Here is a 16691-nt window from a genome sequence, read left to right on the forward strand (position 1 = left end):
GACGGTCAGCCGTCGGAGCCGGTGCTGTCCGAGGACGCGGAGTCGGAGGCGTCCGCGGACGGGGACGCCGAGGCGTCCGAGCCGGAGCCGGCGTCCGAGGCCAGCGAGAGCGCCTGGCTGATCGCGTCCTGCGCCCGCTCGACCTGGGTCTGGTACTCGCCCAGGTCACCGTCCGTGTAGGCCTGGTCGGCCGCGTCGAACGCGTTCTCGGCCCGCTGGAGCAGCTGGTTGATCTGCTGCTGCGTGGTGCCGGAGAGCGGGGTGTCGTTCGAGCCCGAGCCGGAGCCCGAGCCGGAGTCCGACCCGGTGTCGCCGCCGGAGTCGGTCGGCGTGCCACCCACGTTCGAGAGCAGGTCACGCAGCGACTCCCGCAGCGTGGACCCGATCCCGATGTTGTTGCCGTAGGCGGTCGTGACGAACCGCAGCACCGGGTACGACGCCTCGGAGGCCTGCCGGCGGATGTAGACCGGCTGGACGTAGAGGAACCCGTCGTCCAGCGGCACCGTCAGCAGGTTGCCGCGCTCGACGACGCCGTCGGTCCGGTTGAACTGGGCCAGGGCGTCGGCGATGTCCTCGTCGGAGGAGAACGTGTTGGCCACCTGCTCGGGGCCCGGCGTCTGCTCGGTCGGCAGCTGGAGCACCCGGATGGTGCCGTAGCTGTCGCTCGTCGCGTCGGAGTCCACCGACATGTACGAGGCCAGCACCGCGCGGCCGATCGGCACGAACACCGACGTCAGCGACCAGGTCTGGCCCGACGCCGCGTCCGTGCTCGACCCGGAGCCGGAGTCGGTGCCCGAGCCGGAGTCGGTGCCGGAGTCGGTGCCGGAGTCGTCCGTGGTGTCCTCGTCCGCGGACGGGCCCACGTAGTCCTCACCGACGAAGAGCCGGTACGGCGGCTGGTAGGACGTGCCCGAGGTGGTCGGGTCGGCCGGGACCTCCCAGCGGTCGTTGCCCTGGTACCAGTCGTCGGCGTCGGTCACGTGGTACCGGGCGAGCTGGTAGCGCTGCACCTTGAACAGGTCCTCGGGGTAGCGCAGGTGCTCGAGGAGCTCCTCAGGGATGTCGTCGCGCGACTCCACGGTCCCCGGGAAGGCGCTCATCCACGCGGAGAGCATCGGGTCCTCGGTGTCCCACTGGTAGAGGGTCACCTCGCCCGAGTAGGCGTCCACGGTCGCCTTGACCGCGTCTCGCATGTAGTTCACCTGGTCGGTGGGGATGGTCTGGAGACCGGTGTCCTCCGCGCGGGAGTCGTCGATCATCTCCGAGTACGACTCCTTCTCCGCGCCCGGGTAGGCGTCGGAGGTGGTGTAGCCGTCGACGATCCAGACGATCTTGCCGTCCACGACCGCCGGGTACGGGTCGGAGTCCAGCGTCAGCCACGGGGCGACCTTCTGCACCCGCTCGAGCGGGGTCCGGTCGTAGAGCACCTTGGAGTTGCTGTTCACCCGGCCCGAGAGCAGGAAGTTCGGGTCGCCGAACCGGATCGCGTACATCAGCTCCTGGAAGGCGTTGCCCACGTCGCCGTCACCGGCGCCGGTGAAGGTCGTGGTGCCGGTGCTGTCGCCCTGCAGGTCGAGTTCGATGTCGGCGGCGTCCTCGCTGGCCTTGCCGACGATCGAGTACTCGCTGGAGTCCTCGCCGTAGTAGATCCGGTCCTCGTAGCCGCCGGTCACGTCCTGGAGGTCGTTCTCGTTGGCGGCGGTGCCCTGCGCCCACTCCAGGCCCGCGGTGGTGTCGCTTCCGGACGTGGAGGACGAGCTGTCGTCGACCTCCAGCTCGGCCCCGTCGACCCGGTCGCGCTGGTTGGCGTAGGCGGCGATGACGCCGTTGCCGTGGGTGTAGACCGTGTGCAGGTTGGCCCAGTTCTGCTCGGGGATGCCCGCGGAGTTGAGCTCGCGCACGCCCAGCACGAGGGCCCGGTCGGTGCCGTCGACGTCGTAGCGGTCGACGTCGAGCACGTCGGCGGTCGTGTAGTAGTCGCGGACCTGCTGGTCCTGCTCGAACGCGTCGGAGACCAGCTGCGGGTCGACCAGCGGGATCGACTTGGTCTCCCCGTCCAGGGAGGCCAGCGAGACGCCGAGGGTGTTCTCCGGGCTGAAGTCGGTGATCTCGACGTTCGTCAGGTCGTAGGCGTCCCGCGTGGCGTCGATGTTCTTGGCGATGTACTCGTTCTCGCGCACCGGCTCGGACGGGCGGACCTGGAACTGCTGCACCACGCCCGGCCAGATCAGGCCCAGGATGACGGCGGAGAGCGCCAGCAGCGCCACGCCCACGCTCGGCAGCATCCACGTGCGGCGCCAGACGTTGACGAAGAACAGGACCGCGCAGATCACGGCGATGCCGAGCAGGATGTTCTTGGCCGGCAGCACCGCGTTGTCGTCGGTGTAGGTGATGCCGGTGATCAGCGAGCCGGACTGGCTGGCCAGGTCGAAGCGGTCCAGCCAGTAGTCGACGGCCTTCGCCAGCACCAGCAGGCCCACCAGCAGCGAGAGCTGCGCCTGGGCCGGGCCGGAGAGCCTGTCCCCCGGTGTCTGGAGCGAGATGCCGCCGTAGAGGTAGTGCGTCAGCGCCGTCACCAGCGCGGCCACGACCAGCGTCGCCATCACGAAGTCGGTCAGGTAGTGGTACCAGGGCAGGTCGAAGATGAAGAACCCGATGTCCCGGTCGAAGTAGGCGTCGGTCTGCCCGAAGTCGCCACCGTTGCGCCACAGCAGGTAGTCGCGCCAGCTCGCCGAGGCCGAGGTGCCGCCGAAGACGAACAGGACGCCGGCGGTCGCCAGGAGCACCCAGCGGCGGATCGGCGTCACCGCGTCCCGGTAGCGGCGCACGCCCCCGGCGTCCGGCATGCCCACGAACAGGGGCCGGAACCGGTAGGCGATCACCATGTTCACGGCGGCCACCAGGCCCATGACCAGGCCGAAGACCACGAACAGGACGACGCGGGTGCCCAGCAGCGTGTTCCACACGCTCACGAAGCCACCGGCCGAGTACCACGCCCGGTCGGTGTAGACGCCGGCGAAGCTGGTGAGCCCGAAGAAGAACACCACCAGGACGACGGCGGTCGCGATCAGCGCGCGCGTGCGTGCCGAGGCACGTTCGGGCTGCTGCTCGGGGGTGCTGGGCTGCTCGAAGGTGTCGCTCACGCTCTCCTCGTCTCGTCACCGGGCGCGGGGGCCGGGCATCCAGGGTGCTGCTGGTGGTGCAGGTGCTTGCTCAGGGGTGCTGCTCAGGGGCCTCTGCGGGGTCTCTCAGGTGCTCCAACGACCGGGAGGCCCCGGGAGTGCCGCCGATCAGTCCTCGACCAGGGTCGCGGACAGCAGCTCCAGCAGCGAGGGCACGAGGTCCGTGCCGCCCACCACGAGGGACTCCTCGTCGTGGCTGCGGAAGCGCATCGCACAGTACGTGGAACCGGTCCGGGTCGTCCCCGCAACCAGGCGCATCTCCTGGCGCAGCGGGTGGTTCGCGGCGAACTCGGTCGCCTCGTCGTCGTCCTCGGGGATGTCCTCGTGCACCTCCGGCGGCAGCACGATCCGCTCCACGACGGCCGCGCAGCCGGCCACCGAGCCGGGCCACGAGATGCCGGGGAGCACCTGCTCCAGCGGCACGTTCGGGTTCAGCGAGTCCTGCTCCACCGGCGTCAGGGAGCCGTCCTCGGACGGCTGGTCCAGGCCCATCAGGGCGGCCAGCTCCGGCTCCTGGGCCACGAGCGCCGCGGTGTCGACGAGGCCGAAGAGACGCGCGGGCTGGTCCCAGCCGGCCTCGGCCACGTGCTTCTCGATCTCCAGCACGGCGGTGGCCAGCGCCGGGTCGGCGTCCAGGTCCAGCTTGGCGGCGTCGACGGTCTCCGGGAACGGGTCCTCGGGCAGGCCGGTGGGCCCGGTCGGGTCGGTGGGGTTCTCGTCAGGCATGGCGGCTCGCTCTCGCGGTTCGTCGTCTCACTGGTTCGAGCAGGTGGGCAGGTCGGGGTCGTCCGGGTCGGCGACCCAGTCCTGGACCGCGGCGAGCGCGGAGTCGAAGTCGTCCGCCCGCAGGAGGGTGGGGCTGCCGTCGTCCACCTCGAGGGCCTCGGCGCAGTTGTCGGCCGGGACGAGGAACACCTCGGCGCCGTCGCGCTCGGCCCCGGCGATCTTCTGCTGGATGCCGCCGATCGGCCCGACGGCGCCGTCCTCGCTCATCGTGCCGGTGCCGGCGATGACGTGCCCGCCGGTCACCGACTCCTCGGTGAGGGTGTCGTAGACGGCGAGGGAGAACATGAGGCCGGCGCTGGGCCCGCCGATGGAGGAGTCGATGTCGATCGAGACCTGCACGGGGAACTCGTAGCCGGTGCCGGGGGTGAACCCGACGCGGTAGACGCCGTCGTCCCCCTTCTCCGGGGTGATCGTCACCGTGCGGCGCTTGCCGTTGCGCTGGAGGACGAGGGTGACGGGGTCTCCCCCGCTGCGGCGGATGGTGCGCACGAGCATCTGGGTGCCGGTGACCTTCTCGCCGTTGATCCGCAGCACCAGGTCGCGCACCTTCAGCACCCCGTCGGCGGGGCTGCCGTCCTGCACGAGCGCCACCATGAGCACCGGGCTGACGTCGTAGCCGAGGGCCTCCTCGGCCACGGCGACCGCGACGTCCTGCGAGGTCACCATCTGGATGGCGCCCTTCTGCTCCTCCTCCTCGGCGGTGGTGTCGTCGGGGTGCACGTAGTCGTAGGGGTAGACCGCCTCGGAGGGGTCGAACCACGCCCACAGCAGCTCGGGCAGCGGCATCTGCCGGTCGGTGGCCGAGACCGACACCGTCGTCATCCGCAGCTGGCCGGAGTCGTCGTAGTAGGCCTTGGCCCCGTCGACGCTGATGATCTCGCCGTCGCCGCTGCCGCCGACCGCGTCGCCGGAGATCCCGAGGACGTCGATGGTCGGGCCGGGCGCGTAGGTCGCGTACGGCAGGCCGGTGAAGGCCACCGCCACGAGCAGCGCGATCACCACGGGCACCGCGAGCACCGCGGCCAGGGTGCGCTGCGTCATGCGGCAGATCGTCCCATGCCGCCCAAGACGGACGGGGCGCGGCCCTGCGCCCGGGGGCCGGGCTGCGGCGTGCGGGCCACCGGGTCAGGCGGGCGGTCGCGGCAGCCGCGAGCGGCGCACGGCGAGACCGGTGCCGCGGTCGGCCTCGGGGCGCGGCGCGGCGTAGCGCAGCGGCGTGCTGCGGCCCAGGCCCTTCTCCAGGCGGGCCAGCAGCACCTCGCGGTCGGGCTCGCGACGGGTGCGGCCCAGCCACGCGACCCACCCCATGGCGAGCACGGTGACGACGGCCGCGGGCACGAGCCAGAGCAGGACCTCCACCCGCTCACGGTAGGACGCCGGCGGGCCACCCCGGCGGCGGCGCGCCAGGCCGCTGCCCGGGTCAGGGTGTGCCGACCCACTCCTCCCCGCCGTCGCTGAACCGCTGGTGCTTCCAGATGGGCACCTGCTGCTTGAGCGTGTCGATGAGGTCGCGCGAGGCGGCGAAGGCGACGTCGCGGTGCGCCGCGGCCGCGGCGACCACGACCGCCACGTCACCGATCGCCAGCGTGCCCACGCGGTGCACGGCGGCCAGGGCGCTCACGCCGTGACGGCCCGCCACCTCGGCGCAGACGTCCTCCAGCCGCGCCAGTGCGCTCGGGTGGCCGGTGTAGTCGAGGCCGTCGACGCCCCTGCCGCCGTCGTGGTCGCGCACGCGGCCGACGAAGAGGGTCAGCCCGCCCGCGTGCTCGTCGTCGCAGGCGTCCATCACCTCGGTGACGTCCAGCGGCGTGTCGCGGACGTCGACGAGTCGGACGACGGGCCTGCCGGGGCTTCCGGGCTGCTCGCTCACCGGTCCAGGCTAGTGCGCCGCCCGACGGGGACGCCCCCGGCCCGCCCGGCACGGCGCTCGTGCCCGGAAGGTTCCCGGGTTCGCGGGCCGCGAACAGACGGGGGTCCGCGCCCGGCACCTGGGTACCGTGGACCCATGAGCGAGACCCCCGGCGACGACGAGAACAACAACCCCTTCAAGGGGACGCCGTTCGAGCACCTGTTCGGTGGCCAGGGCGGCGCCGGCGGCTTCGACATGTCGCAGCTCTTCGGCGCGGGCGGCCCGTTGGCGGGCGCGGGCGGGGCCGGCGGCTTCGACATGAACGCCCTCATGGGCCAGTTCCAGCAGATGATGCAGCCCTACGACGGCCCCCTGAACTGGGAGCTCGCCCAGGACGTGGCCCGCAAGACCGTCGCCCAGTCCCCCGACCCGTCCCCGTCGGGCAAGCAGCGCGACGCCGTGGCCGACAGCCTCCGGCTCGCCGACCACTGGCTCGACTCGGCCACCGACCTGCCGTCGGCCGTCACCGGGACGGCGGCGTGGAGCCGCGCCGAGTGGGTGGTCGCGACCGCCGACACGTGGAAGACCCTGGTCACCCCGGTGGCGGAGTCGTCCGTCGGGTCGATGGGCGACGCCCTGCCCGAGGAGGCCAAGGCCATGGCCGGCCCCTTCGTCGGCATGATGAGCAAGGCGATGGGCGGCATGCTCGCCCAGCAGACCGGCTCGGGCATCGGCACGCTGGCCGGTGAGGTGCTGAGTGCCTCCGACATCGGCATCCCGCTCACCGAGACCGGCAAGGCCGCCATCGTCGTGGCCAACGTGGAGAAGCTGGCCGAGGGCCTGGACGTCTCCTACGACGACGTCCTCCTCTACGTCGCGCTGCGCGAGGCCGCGCACGAGCGCCTCTTCGCCAACGTGCCGTGGCTGCGCGAGCACGTGCTGGGCACCGTCACCGACTACGCCCGCGGCATCTCGATCAACACCCAGGCCATCCAGCAGCGGATGGAGGAGCAGCTGCGCGGCGTCGACCCCAGCGACCCCGCCTCCTTCCAGCGTCTGATGGAGGAGGGCATGTTCGAGCCGCCCCGCTCCCCCGTGCAGGAGGCCGCCCTGGCCCGCCTCGAGACCGTGCTCGCGCTGATCGAGGGCTGGGTCGACGAGGTCGTCGGCCAGGCCACCGAGGGCCGCATGCCCACGGCCGGCAAGCTGCGCGAGACCATGCGTCGTCGCCGCGCCAGCGGCGGCCCCGCCGAGGAGACGTTCGCGACGCTCGTCGGCCTCGAGATGCGCCCGCGCCGCCTGCGCGACGCCTCCACGCTGTGGGGCTCTCTGCGCACGCGACAGGGCACCGAGGGTCGCGACGGCGTCTGGACCCACCCCGACCTGCTGCCCACCGCGCAGGACCTCGACGACCCGCTGACCTTCCGCGCGGACGCCTCCCAGCCGGACGCGCTCAGCGACGAGGAGTTCGACGCCGAGCTCTCCGCCCTGCTCCAGGGCGGCCTCTCCGGCACCGCCCCGGAGGACGTGGTGGACGAGGGCTCCACCGACCAGGGCGACGAGCCCGACGAGGGCGGCCCGACCCCCGCATGAGCCTGCACGACGACGCCCTGGCCCGGCTGGAGGCGTGGTCGGCGCCCAGCACCGAGCAGGAGCGGCTGCGCGAGCGCTACGTCGCGCACCTGCGCACGCACCCAGACGCCTGCGACCGGTCCTGCCGTCCCGACCACCTGACCGCCAGCACGCTGGTGCTCTCCCCCGGTGGCGGCCACGTGCTGCTGACGCTGCACGCCAAGGCGCGGCAGTGGTTCCAGCTCGGCGGGCACTGCGAGCCGGGCGACACCACCCTGGCCGCCGCGGCCCTGCGCGAGGCCACCGAGGAGTCGGGGCTGGGCGAGCTCGAGCTCGACCCGGTGCCCGTCCAGCTCTCCGAGCACGCGGTGCCGTTCTGCGGCACGCCGACGGCACCCGGTGAGCGCCCGGTGCACCACCTGGACGTGCGGTTCCTGGCCGTCGTCCGCGGCGAGGCCGACGCGGTGGTCAGCGACGAGTCGTTGGACGTGCGCTGGTGGCCGGCGGACGAGCTGCCCGACCCGCAGCCGGACATGGTGGAGCTCGTCGACCTGGCGCGCGCCCGGCTGCGCGCCTGAGCCCTCAGTCGACCTCGGACTCCTGTCCGGGAGGCTCGGCCACGGCGCCGGCGTCCGACCAGCCGAGCAGGTAGCCCTTCGCCCGCTCGGTGTGCGGGTAGCCGTTGACCCAGCCCCAGAAGTTGTCGTCGTGGCCGGGCTCCAGCAGGTGCGCCAGCTCGTGCACGATCACGTAGTCGACCACCCACGAGGGCATCGCCTGGAGCCGTTCGGAGAGCCGGATGGTGCGGTCACCGGGCGTGCAGGAGCCCCAGCGGCTGGTCTGGTTCGAGACCCAGCGCACCGAGACCGGCGCGGCCAGGCCTCCCAGGTAGGTGTCGGAGAGGACCCGGGCCCGCTCGAGCAGCTCCTCGTCGTCACGGCGGCTGCGCTCGTCCGCCTCGACGCGGGCCACCATCGTCTCGACCCAGGCGTGCTCCTCCTCGTCCGAGAGGGCGTCGGGCACGAGGACGACGACGCGCTCGCCCTCCCGGTAGGCCGAGACGGTCTGGCGTCGACGCGCGGAGCGCCGCACCTCGACCTCGACGGCGTCCACGGCCGCGATCGTGGTGGACTCCACGGGCTCCTCCGTTCCACCGGGGCGGGGCCGTGACGGGCGGTCGTGGGCAGCACGCACCCGCGACCGACGTGCCTCGCGGGTGGGGGGCATGTGTCCAGGTTAACCGTTCGCCCAGGCGAGCAGGCGCTCCCGCGGCCACGTGTTGACGATCCGGTCGGGGTCGATGCCGGCGGCCTCGGCGCGCTCGCAGCCGTGCACGAGCAGGTCGAGCTGGCCCGGCGCGTGGGCGTCGGAGTCGATGCTGAACAGGCAGCCGAGGTCGCGGGCGAGCTCCAGCAGCCGCGTCGGTGGGTCCCGTCGTTCGGGCCGGGCGTTGATCTCCACCGCCGTCCCGGTCTCCGCGCAGGCCTCGAACACGGCGCGCGCGTCGAAGCGCGACTCCCCGCGCGTCCCCCGGGACCCGCCGGTGAGCCGGCCGGTGCAGTGGCCGAGCACGTTGGTCAGCGGGTTCCGCACGGCCGCCACCATGCGCCGCGTCATCGGCTCGGCGTCCATGGCGAGCTTGGAGTGGACGCTGGCCACGCGCACGTCGAGCCGGCCGAGCAGCTCCTCGGTCTGGTCGAGCGAGCCGTCGTCGAGGATGTCGACCTCGATGCCCGAGAGCAGCGCGAAGGTGCCCCCTCCGGCGGCGAGGTGCTCGTTGACGGCCGTCACGACGTCCAGCTGGCGCGCCAGCCGCTCCGCCGAGAGGCCGCGGGCGACCTTCAGCCGCGGGCTGTGGTCGGTCAGCACCTGGTAGTCGTGCCCCAGCTCCAGGGCGGTGAAGGCCATCTCCTCGATCGGCGAGCCGCCGTCGGACCAGTCCGAGTGCGAGTGCAGGTCGCCCCGCAGCAGCGCCCGCAGGTCGTGCCCGCCCTGGGTCAGCGGGCCGCCGTGCTCGGCCTCGACGCGTGCCAGCCGCTCCGAGACCACGCCGTCGACGGCGGCCGCGACGACCTCGGCCGAGCTGCGGCCGACCCCGGGCAGGTCCGTCAGGGTGCCGGCGCGGGCCGCCTCGGCGACCTGCTCGGGCGGCAGCGGGAGCAGCGTGGCCGCCGCCTTGCGGAAGGCCTTGACCTTGTAGGTGTCCTCCCGGGCTCGCTCGAGCAGGAACGCGACCCGGCGCAGGGCTGCGACCGGCCCGCCCTCCCACGGGTCGCCGGCGCGTGGCACCTCACTCATCCACAGCCTCCGCCGTCGCGAGGTGCACATCCGGTGGAACATTGAACCTGCAGTTCAGAGTGCCTGCACTGACGCTCGTCGAGAAGTTCCCCACCGCTTCGTCCACACCTTTCCACATGGTTCTCCACAGCCCGTCTCACCAGCCCGTCTCACCGGCCGGTGAACCGAGGGCGGCGGCGCTCCCGGGCGGCGGCCAGCCCCTCGGCCAGGTCCGCCGTGGCCAGCGTGACCGGCTGGGCCAGGCCCTCCCACTGCAGGGCCGCCTCCAGGTCCGAGTGCCCGCCCCGGGCCAGGGCCAGCTTGGTGAGCCGCGCGGCCACCGGCGCGGTGGCGGCGATGCCGCGCACCAGCGCGAGGGCGGACGCGGCGAAGTCGCCGTCGTCCAGCACCTGGGTGACCAGCCCCAGCCGCAGGGCCTCGTCGTCGGCGACCAGGCGGCCGGTGAGCAGCAGGTCGCGGGCCGCGGCGTGGCCCACGACGTCGGGCAGCAGGTGGGTGGTGCCCATGCCCGGGTGCAGCCCCAGCGCGGTGAAGGGCACGCCCATCCGTGCCCCGGGGGCGGCGACGCGGACGTCGCAGGCCAGGGCGAGGGCGAGGCCGGCGCCGATGGCGGGGCCGTTGATCGCCGCCACGACCGGCACCTCGAGGCGTCGGACTCCCAGCCAGGCGCGGTAGAAGCCCATCATCCGGGTCCGCAGGTCGTCGACGGAGGCGTCGGGCTCGGAGGCCAGCCAGGTGGTGTCCCCGCCGGAGCAGAACGCGGACCCGGCGCCGGTGACGAGCACGGCGCGCAGTCCGTGGTCCCCCTCGAGGTGGGCGAGCGCGGCCTGCCAGGAGGCGGTCATCTCGGTCGACATGGCGTTGCGCCGCTCGGGCTGGTCGAGCGTCAGCACGGCCACGCCGTCGTCGTGGCGCTCGAGACGCAGGTGCGTGAGCGGCAGGTCCGGGGTGTGCGGCAGCGGGGTCGCCATGCGGGCACGGTAGCCCGCCCGCGGTCCGGCGAGAGGGCACCCCGGGGGCCGTGCGTCCGGTCCCGCGCGGCGGGCCCGCACGGGAACGTTCGCCACGCGGACGGTGTGCCGCTGCGCCCTGCGTGGCCGTGTGTCGTAGTGTCGGCGCAGTCCGCCGCGCTCTGGCGGGCCTCGGAGGCCGCCCCGGCGGGCTCCGCAGAGACCGAGCACCACCCCCACAGACATCAAGGAGGCCGTCATGGCTGAGACCTGGAGCGGCGAGTTCTACTGCGTCAAGTGCAAGGAGAAGCGCGAGGCGACCGGCGAGGTCAAGGTGAACGACAAGGGCACCCGCATGGCCAAGGCCCAGTGCCCGGTGTGCAGCACCAACCTCAACCGCATCCTCGGCAAGGCCTGAGCACTCAGACCTCGCGTCGATCCGGCCGGGGGCCGTCCGCACGGACGGCTGCCTGAGGTCCGGACGCACGGCGGCGGCTCCCGCATCCCGCGGGGCTGCCGCCGTTCCTGCTTTTCAGCCCGCCCCCTCCCCCTCCTCGCTGCGCGGCGGGCCTGTGGACAGGCACGGCGGGACCCCGCGGACCGGGTAGGACCCGGTGCATGACCCCACCGACACGCACCCCGCCCCCGTCGTCCTCTCGGCGACCCGATGCCCCCTCGGCGAGCCCGGTCCGCCTGCGCCTTTCTCCCGGCGCCGACCTGCGGCGCCGCGACCGCGACCACCTCCAGGTCGGGCTGTGGCCCTCGCCCGCGGCGGTCGTGCCCGACCACCCCGAGGTCCGGGCCCTGCTCGAGGTGCTGCGTGGCGGCCTGCGCCCCGACGGGCTCGCCACCTCGCGGCAGTCGGCCGCGCTGCGCTGCCTCGTCGAGGCCGGGCTGGTGGGTCCCGTCGGCGAGGCCGTCCCCGGCACGCTGACCGACCAGGACGCCGGCTCCGCACCCGGTCGCCGAGCACGGCGCACGCGCACCGGGGTCGCGGTCAGCGCGCCGCACGGCCCGGCGACGCTGGCCGCGGCCACCACCGAGGCCCGCCGGCTCCTGGAGGCCGCGGGCACCCGGCTGGTCGCCGACCAGGACGCCGACGTCCTCCTCGTCGTCGGGGCCGGCGAGCCCGAGCGCGACGCCCTGGACCCCCTCGTGGCCGATCGCCGCCCCCACCTGCTGCTCACCGCGCTGGCCGGGCGGGTGCGCGTGGGGCCGTTCGTGGAGCCCGGCCGTTCCGCGTGCCTGCGCTGCGTGGACCAGCACCGGCTCGACGAGGACCCCCAGCACGCCCTCCTGCTCGCACAGACCGGCGCCGAGCCGGAGGCCGACCCCGTGCTGCTGGGTCTCGGCACCGCGTGGGCCGTGCACGACCTCGTCGCCTGGGTGGACGGGGCGGCCTGCTCCACCTGGTCGGCCACCCTCGACCTGGGGCCGGTGCCGGCGTCGCGACGCTGGACGCGACATCCCGAGTGCCCGTGCACGTGGGAGGGCGCGTGAGCCCTGCGGGCGTCAGCGCCCGGGGCTCACCACCAGCGGGAGTCGAGCTTGCTCTCGATCGCGCGCAGGTGCTCGCGGCTGCACGCCGGGCAGTAGGTGCGGCGCTGCCCGCGCTCGACGGACAACGACCAGGTCAGGGCGCGGGCCTGGTCGGTCTCGACCGTGCCGCAGAAGTCGCAGGTGACGGCACCGGCCGCTCCCGCGGCGTCGTCCGTCGTCCGTGCGGTCATGTCGATCAGGGTAGGGACCCGATGGTCCCCCGCCCACTCCTCGGGCGCGATCGTGAGGCAGGTCGCGTCCGGACGCAGGCCGGCCCGGCCGGGGCGAGGCCCGGCCGGGCCGTGGTGGTGCTGCTGGTGCTGTCGTGCGTGCTGGTGCTGTGCTTGCTGCTGTGCGTGGTGCTGGTGCTCATCAGAGCGCCCGCGCGAGCGCGAGGCGTGCCCGGAGGGCGGCGGCCTCGGCGCGGCGGGACAGGCGCTGCGCGCGGGCGAGGTGGTACCCCCGCCGCTGCTCGTGCGCAGCGTCGAGACGGGCGGTTCTCTGGGCCCGTGCCAGTTCCTCTGGCATGAGGTGCATGTCGGTGCTCCCGGTCTGGTGGTGCTGGTGCTGGGTGCCCGGGCCCGTGGTCGGGCTCGGGTGGGGGCCGGCGTCGCCGGCGTGGTCGCCCCGGACGGGACGGGTGAGGGCGGTGGTCTCGGCGGCGCGCTCGCGCTGCTCGGTCACGGTGATCACGTCACGTGCTCCTTCGCGGTCTCGGTCGTGTGCTCTGCGCGGGTGCTCAGAGAGCCCGGGACAGGTCGGCGCGGGCAGCGGCGGCGGCGCGGGACGCCCGGCGGGCGAAGCGCTGCGCGCGGCTGAGGTCGTGGTCGCGACGGCGGCGGGCCGCGTCGTCCACGCGTGCGGCGATCTGCTGGCTGGCGAGGAAGTCGGCGTTCACGGTGTCTCCTGGTGAGGTCTTCCGATCAGTGCTGATCGGGGGTGGGTCGGGTGTGGGCCGGGTGTGGGCCGGGATGGATGGGCGGGTGTTGGGGGGGTGGGACGGGGGCGAAGGAGAAGGCTCAGGCGGCGTTCTCGTTCTTGCGGGGACGGCCGCGGGGCCGCTTGCGCGGGACCACGACACCGGCCAGGAACAGCTGGCCTCCCCACACGCCCCACGGCTCGCGGCGCTCGAGGGCGCCGTCGAGGCAGAGGTCGCGCACCGGGCAGCTCAGGCAGAGGGCCTTCGCAGCCTCGACATCGGCGGGCGACTCGGCGAACCAGAGCTCGGGGTTCTCGACCCGGCACGGCATCGCCTCGTCCGCTGCGGTCCCCACGTCGTGGAGCTGCCCGAGGGTCAGCTCGGTCAGCGGGTCCAGAACGTAGGCGGTCATGTCTCGTCTCACCTCCTCTCGGTGACCTGGTGGGTTCGTCTGCTTCGAGGGCGGACCCGACGGCCGGTGCGTCTCCCGCTGCTCCTGCGCACCGGATCGGTCGGTACTCAGGGGCCCGGGAAACACGAAGGCCGCGGACCCTGTCGGGTTCCGCGGCCTGGAGGCTGCTGCTGAGACGAGGTCTCAGGCGGGCGGTCTCCAGGGGGCGGTACCCGGGGTGTGGGCAAAGATCGGCTTCACGGCGACGGTGCGCTGCTGCGCGTCCACGACGGTCGTCTCGGTCATGCCCCGGTAGGACAGACCTCGGGCGTCGACGGACGCACGGGTGCCCTGGGCACGATCACGGACGGCAGCGGACGCACCGGTGCCGAGGACGGCCTCGGAACCGGCCCAGCCGGCCCAGCCCGCGAACGGGGAGGTGCCGCACAGGGAGGCGGACGCAGACGTGTGGGCGCACGGCGCGCTGAACGGCGCGGTGCGGCTGATCGTGGCGATCATCGTGTTCATCTGCTCCACCTCCTTCGGTGATCGGGCGCCGGCCGTGGCAGGGCCGTGGTGCGCGGGTGAGTACGTGGGCAGCACGGTATCGGCGTCCCGTTGTAAGGGGCAAACTATTTTCTTGGTGATTTCAGATTTTCTTCTCACCAGCGGTTCCCGCCCGCGTGGGGACGCCTCCCGGAGTGGCGCAGCCCACCCGTCCGGGTCGGTCAGGCCAACAGCGCGAGGACGTCGTCCCCGTACTTCTCCACCTTGCCGCGGCCGATCCCGGCGATCTTGAGCAGCTGGGTCTCGTCGGCGGGGCGCAGCTCCGCGATCAGCTGGAGCGTGGCGTCGGTGAAGACCACGTAGGCGGGCACCTTGTCGGCGTCCGCACGCTCCTTGCGCCAGGTGCGCAGCTGCTCGTAGAGCGCCTCGTCGTAGGAGGCGGGGCAGTCGGAGCAGCGGCCGCGCTTCTTCTCGGCGGGGCCGCCGAGCGGCTTGCCGCACTCGCGGCACGTCAGGGCCCGGCCCGAGCGGCGCCGCCCCGCGTCGGGGTCGGGGCGGGCGGACGCCGGCAGCACCGCGTCCAGGAACCGGGAGGGCTTGCGGGTGCCGCGGCCGCCGGGGTTGCGGGCGGCCGACCACGACAGCTCGAGCCGCTCCCGGGCCCGGGTGACGCCCACGTAGAGCAGGCGGCGCTCCTCCTCGACCTGGGTCGGGGTCTCGGCGTAGGTGATGGGCAGCGTGCCGTCCTGGAGGCCGACGCAGAACACCACGTCCCACTCCAGGCCCTTGGCGGCGTGGAAGGTGGCGAGCGTGACCCCGTCGGCGACGGGGGCGTGCTGCTCGGCCGCGCGCCGGTCGAGGTCGTCGACCAGCGCGCCCAGCGGGTCCTCGGTGCCCTCGGCCGCCGCCGCGCTCAGGAACGTCTCGGCCTGGTCGCGCAGCGCCTGCCACGACTCCCAGCGGTCACGGGTCTGGCCGCGCGCCGACGGCGCCTGCTGCGTCCACCCCATGGCGGCCAGGGTGGCGTGCACGACCTCGAGCGGCTCGTCGTCGACCTGACCGGAGCGGGCGGCACCGCGCAGCCGGGTGACGGCCTCGCGGACCTCGGGCCGGTCGAAGAACCGGCCGGCGCCGCGGACGACGTAGGGCAGCCCGCGGGCCGCGAGGGCCTCCTCGAACTTCTCCGACATCGCGTTGATGCGGAAGAGGACGGCGACCTCGCCGAGCGAGCGCCCCTCCTTCTTCAGCGCGAGCACGCGGGCCGCGACCTCCTCGGCCTCCGCGACCTCGTCGGTGGCGGGGCGGAACGCGACCTCGGGGCCGCCCTCGCGCTGGGCGCGCAGCTGCACGCCCTGGCTGGGGCTGCCGGCCAGCAGGTCGTTGGCGAGCCCCACCACCTGCGGGGTGGACCGGTAGCTGCGCACCAGCTCCACCGAGGTGGTGCCGGGGAACTTCGCGCCGAAGTCGCGCAGGTAGGCGGCGTCCGCGCCGGCGAAGGAGTAGATCGTCTGCGCCGGGTCACCGACCACGCAGAGCTCGTCGCGGCCCCCCAGCCAGAGGTCGAGCAGCGCCGACTGGAGCGGCGAGACGTCCTGGAACTCGTCGACGACGAACCACTTGTACTGCTTGCGCACCTGTGCCGCGACGCGCTCCTCCTCGGCCAGGAGACCGGCGGTCAGCAGCAGCGCGTCCTCCATGTCCATGCGCCCCTCGGCGCGCTTGACCTCCTCGTAGGCGCCCAGCACCCGCGCGACGGTCTCGTGGTCGAGCCCGTTGACCGAGCGACCGCGGGCCGCGGCGAGCCGGGGGTAGGTCTCGGGGTCGACGTTGCTGACCTTCGACCACTCGATCTCCCCCGCCAGGTCGCGCAGCGTGGCCTGGTCGAGCCGCAGGCGCAGACGCCGGGCGGCGCCGGCGACCATGCCGAGCTTCGACTCCGTCAGCTCCGGCAGGCCGGTGCCGTGCACGTGCGGCCAGAAGTACCGCAGCTGGCGCAGCGCGGCGGAGTGGAACGTGCGGGCCTGGACCCCGCCCGCCCCGAGCGTGCGCAGACGCTGCCGCATCTCGCCCGCCGCCCGCGTCGTGAAGGTCACCGCCAGCACCTCGGTGGGCACGTACAGCCCGCTGGCCACGCCGTAGGCGATCCGGTGGGTGATCGCGCGGGTCTTGCCGGTCCCGGCCCCCGCCAGCACGCGGACCGGGCCGCGCAGGGTCTCGGCCACCTGTCGCTGCTCGGGGTCGAGGGCGGCCAGCAGGGTCTCGGGGCCGGACGGCGACGACATGGGTGGGAACAACTCCGCTCACGGGTGGGTTGGGCAGTGCGTCCCACACCCTAGATCCCGGAGGCGACAGCACCGATGAGCGCCGGCTTCACCATGTACAGCACCCCCTGGTGCGGCTACTGCCACCGACTCAAGAGCCAGCTCGACCGCGAGGGCATCGGCTTCGAGGTCGTCGACATCGAGGCCCAGCCCGAGGCCGCGGCCCTGGTGGAGAAGGTCAACAACGGCAACCAGACCGTGCCGACCCTGGTCTACTCCGACGGCACGGCGCAGACGAACCCGTCGCTGGCGCAGGTGAAGGCGAAGCTCGCCGAGCTGGCCTGAGCGCCCCGCACGTGGGGGCCCCCCCCGCCCCCCCCCCGGGGGGGGGCCGGGGGGGGGGGGCCCCCCGCCCGGGGGGCCCCCCCCCCCGGGCG

General features: G+C 73.7%; 19 protein-coding genes. 5 read left to right on the forward strand and 14 right to left on the reverse strand.

Annotated features, from left to right (window positions below; all coding sequences use genetic code 11):
* Positions 1–5 precede the first annotated feature (5 nt).
* The 5 genes from M8316_RS05760 to M8316_RS05780 form a co-directional block, all read right to left on the reverse strand.
* The gene (locus M8316_RS05760) at positions 6–3143 is read right to left on the reverse strand and encodes a UPF0182 family membrane protein (protein WP_250052826.1); all 3138 of its coding nucleotides are present in this window, start codon (positions 3141–3143) and stop codon (positions 6–8) included.
* 147 nt (positions 3144–3290) lie between these two features.
* The gene (locus M8316_RS05765) at positions 3291–3908 is read right to left on the reverse strand and encodes a PPA1309 family protein (RefSeq protein ID WP_250052827.1); all 618 of its coding nucleotides are present in this window, start codon (positions 3906–3908) and stop codon (positions 3291–3293) included.
* Positions 3909–3935: 27 nt separating this feature from the next.
* Entirely contained in the window at positions 3936–5009 is a 1074-nt protein-coding gene (locus M8316_RS05770; protein WP_250052828.1) for a YlbL family protein, read from the reverse strand.
* 84 nt (positions 5010–5093) lie between these two features.
* Positions 5094–5327: a hypothetical protein gene (locus M8316_RS05775; RefSeq protein ID WP_250052829.1), complete on the reverse strand. Its 234-nt coding sequence runs from the start codon at positions 5325–5327 to the stop codon at positions 5094–5096.
* 61 nt (positions 5328–5388) lie between these two features.
* Complete coding sequence (locus M8316_RS05780; RefSeq protein WP_308195967.1) at positions 5389–5838, reverse strand: molybdenum cofactor biosynthesis protein MoaE; 450 nt, start codon at positions 5836–5838, stop codon at positions 5389–5391.
* Between the two features lie 135 nt (positions 5839–5973).
* On the opposite strand from M8316_RS05780, the gene M8316_RS05785 reads away from it, so the two are divergent.
* Together M8316_RS05785 and M8316_RS05790 are read left to right on the forward strand one after the other, a co-directional pair.
* Positions 5974–7410, forward strand: coding sequence for a zinc-dependent metalloprotease (locus tag M8316_RS05785; RefSeq protein WP_250052830.1), 1437 nt, complete (start codon positions 5974–5976; stop codon positions 7408–7410).
* Entirely contained in the window at positions 7407–7967 is a 561-nt protein-coding gene (locus M8316_RS05790; RefSeq protein ID WP_250052831.1) for an NUDIX hydrolase, read from the forward strand. The genes M8316_RS05785 and M8316_RS05790 overlap by 4 nt, the downstream gene beginning before the upstream one ends.
* A gap of 4 nt (positions 7968–7971) precedes the next feature.
* Here M8316_RS05790 and M8316_RS05795 read toward each other — a convergent pair whose 3' ends face one another.
* The 3 genes from M8316_RS05795 to M8316_RS05805 form a co-directional block, all read right to left on the reverse strand.
* Positions 7972–8526, reverse strand: coding sequence for a M48 metallopeptidase family protein (locus M8316_RS05795; protein WP_250052833.1), 555 nt, complete (start codon positions 8524–8526; stop codon positions 7972–7974).
* 99 nt (positions 8527–8625) lie between these two features.
* A complete protein-coding gene (locus M8316_RS05800; protein WP_250052836.1) occupies positions 8626–9687 on the reverse strand; it encodes a PHP domain-containing protein in 1062 nt (353 codons plus the stop codon).
* Between the two features lie 149 nt (positions 9688–9836).
* Complete coding sequence (locus tag M8316_RS05805) at positions 9837–10658, reverse strand: enoyl-CoA hydratase/isomerase family protein (protein WP_250052838.1); 822 nt, start codon at positions 10656–10658, stop codon at positions 9837–9839.
* A 238-nt stretch (positions 10659–10896) separates the two neighbouring features.
* Between M8316_RS05805 and M8316_RS05810 the strand changes: the two genes are divergently transcribed.
* Both M8316_RS05810 and M8316_RS05815 read left to right on the forward strand, forming a co-directional pair.
* Positions 10897–11055: a DUF5679 domain-containing protein gene (locus M8316_RS05810; protein WP_168929624.1), complete on the forward strand. Its 159-nt coding sequence runs from the start codon at positions 10897–10899 to the stop codon at positions 11053–11055.
* Positions 11056–11255: 200 nt separating this feature from the next.
* Positions 11256–12137 (forward strand): hypothetical protein, encoded by an 882-nt coding sequence (locus M8316_RS05815; RefSeq protein WP_250052840.1) that lies wholly within the window; start codon positions 11256–11258, stop codon positions 12135–12137.
* A gap of 26 nt (positions 12138–12163) precedes the next feature.
* Here the strand turns inward: M8316_RS05815 and M8316_RS05820 are convergent, their stop codons facing one another.
* The 6 genes from M8316_RS05820 to M8316_RS05845 all read right to left on the reverse strand — a co-directional run bounded on the left by M8316_RS05820 (position 12164) and on the right by M8316_RS05845 (position 16275).
* On the reverse strand, positions 12164–12367 hold the full coding sequence (locus M8316_RS05820; protein ID WP_250052842.1) for a hypothetical protein: 204 nt from the start codon (positions 12365–12367) through the stop codon (positions 12164–12166).
* 181 nt (positions 12368–12548) lie between these two features.
* Positions 12549–12869: a putative WhiB-interacting protein gene (locus M8316_RS05825; RefSeq protein ID WP_250052843.1), complete on the reverse strand. Its 321-nt coding sequence runs from the start codon at positions 12867–12869 to the stop codon at positions 12549–12551.
* A 46-nt stretch (positions 12870–12915) separates the two neighbouring features.
* Positions 12916–13074, reverse strand: coding sequence for a hypothetical protein (locus M8316_RS05830; protein WP_250052845.1), 159 nt, complete (start codon positions 13072–13074; stop codon positions 12916–12918).
* A gap of 121 nt (positions 13075–13195) precedes the next feature.
* Complete coding sequence (locus M8316_RS05835) at positions 13196–13507, reverse strand: WhiB family transcriptional regulator (protein ID WP_272494740.1); 312 nt, start codon at positions 13505–13507, stop codon at positions 13196–13198.
* Between the two features lie 183 nt (positions 13508–13690).
* Positions 13691–14014 (reverse strand): hypothetical protein, encoded by a 324-nt coding sequence (locus tag M8316_RS05840; protein ID WP_250052847.1) that lies wholly within the window; start codon positions 14012–14014, stop codon positions 13691–13693.
* A 200-nt stretch (positions 14015–14214) separates the two neighbouring features.
* Positions 14215–16275: an ATP-dependent DNA helicase UvrD2 gene (locus tag M8316_RS05845; RefSeq protein ID WP_250052849.1), complete on the reverse strand. Its 2061-nt coding sequence runs from the start codon at positions 16273–16275 to the stop codon at positions 14215–14217.
* 75 nt (positions 16276–16350) lie between these two features.
* On the opposite strand from M8316_RS05845, the gene M8316_RS05850 reads away from it, so the two are divergent.
* Positions 16351–16599 (forward strand): mycoredoxin, encoded by a 249-nt coding sequence (locus M8316_RS05850; RefSeq protein ID WP_250052851.1) that lies wholly within the window; start codon positions 16351–16353, stop codon positions 16597–16599.
* Positions 16600–16691: the final 92 nt, after the last annotated feature.

It is taken from the genome of Nocardioides bruguierae (assembly GCF_023554635.1).
In the GTDB taxonomy this organism is placed as follows: Bacteria; Actinomycetota; Actinomycetes; order Propionibacteriales; family Nocardioidaceae; genus Nocardioides; species Nocardioides bruguierae.

Coding starts and splice junctions, on each gene's coding strand:
- M8316_RS05765 (WP_250052827.1), bottom strand. CDS start 3,908: ATGCCTGACGAGAACCCCACCGACCCGACCGGGCCCACCGGCCTGCCC.
- M8316_RS05770 (WP_250052828.1), bottom strand. CDS start 5,009: ATGACGCAGCGCACCCTGGCCGCGGTGCTCGCGGTGCCCGTGGTGATC.
- M8316_RS05785 (WP_250052830.1), top strand. CDS start 5,974: ATGAGCGAGACCCCCGGCGACGACGAGAACAACAACCCCTTCAAGGGG.
- M8316_RS05790 (WP_250052831.1), top strand. CDS start 7,407: ATGAGCCTGCACGACGACGCCCTGGCCCGGCTGGAGGCGTGGTCGGCG.
- M8316_RS05800 (WP_250052836.1), bottom strand. CDS start 9,687: ATGAGTGAGGTGCCACGCGCCGGCGACCCGTGGGAGGGCGGGCCGGTC.
- M8316_RS05805 (WP_250052838.1), bottom strand. CDS start 10,658: ATGGCGACCCCGCTGCCGCACACCCCGGACCTGCCGCTCACGCACCTG.
- M8316_RS05810 (WP_168929624.1), top strand. CDS start 10,897: ATGGCTGAGACCTGGAGCGGCGAGTTCTACTGCGTCAAGTGCAAGGAG.
- M8316_RS05815 (WP_250052840.1), top strand. CDS start 11,256: ATGACCCCACCGACACGCACCCCGCCCCCGTCGTCCTCTCGGCGACCC.
- M8316_RS05820 (WP_250052842.1), bottom strand. CDS start 12,367: ATGACCGCACGGACGACGGACGACGCCGCGGGAGCGGCCGGTGCCGTC.
- M8316_RS05835 (WP_272494740.1), bottom strand. CDS start 13,507: ATGACCGCCTACGTTCTGGACCCGCTGACCGAGCTGACCCTCGGGCAG.
- M8316_RS05840 (WP_250052847.1), bottom strand. CDS start 14,014: ATGAACACGATGATCGCCACGATCAGCCGCACCGCGCCGTTCAGCGCG.
- M8316_RS05845 (WP_250052849.1), bottom strand. CDS start 16,275: ATGTCGTCGCCGTCCGGCCCCGAGACCCTGCTGGCCGCCCTCGACCCC.
- M8316_RS05850 (WP_250052851.1), top strand. CDS start 16,351: ATGAGCGCCGGCTTCACCATGTACAGCACCCCCTGGTGCGGCTACTGC.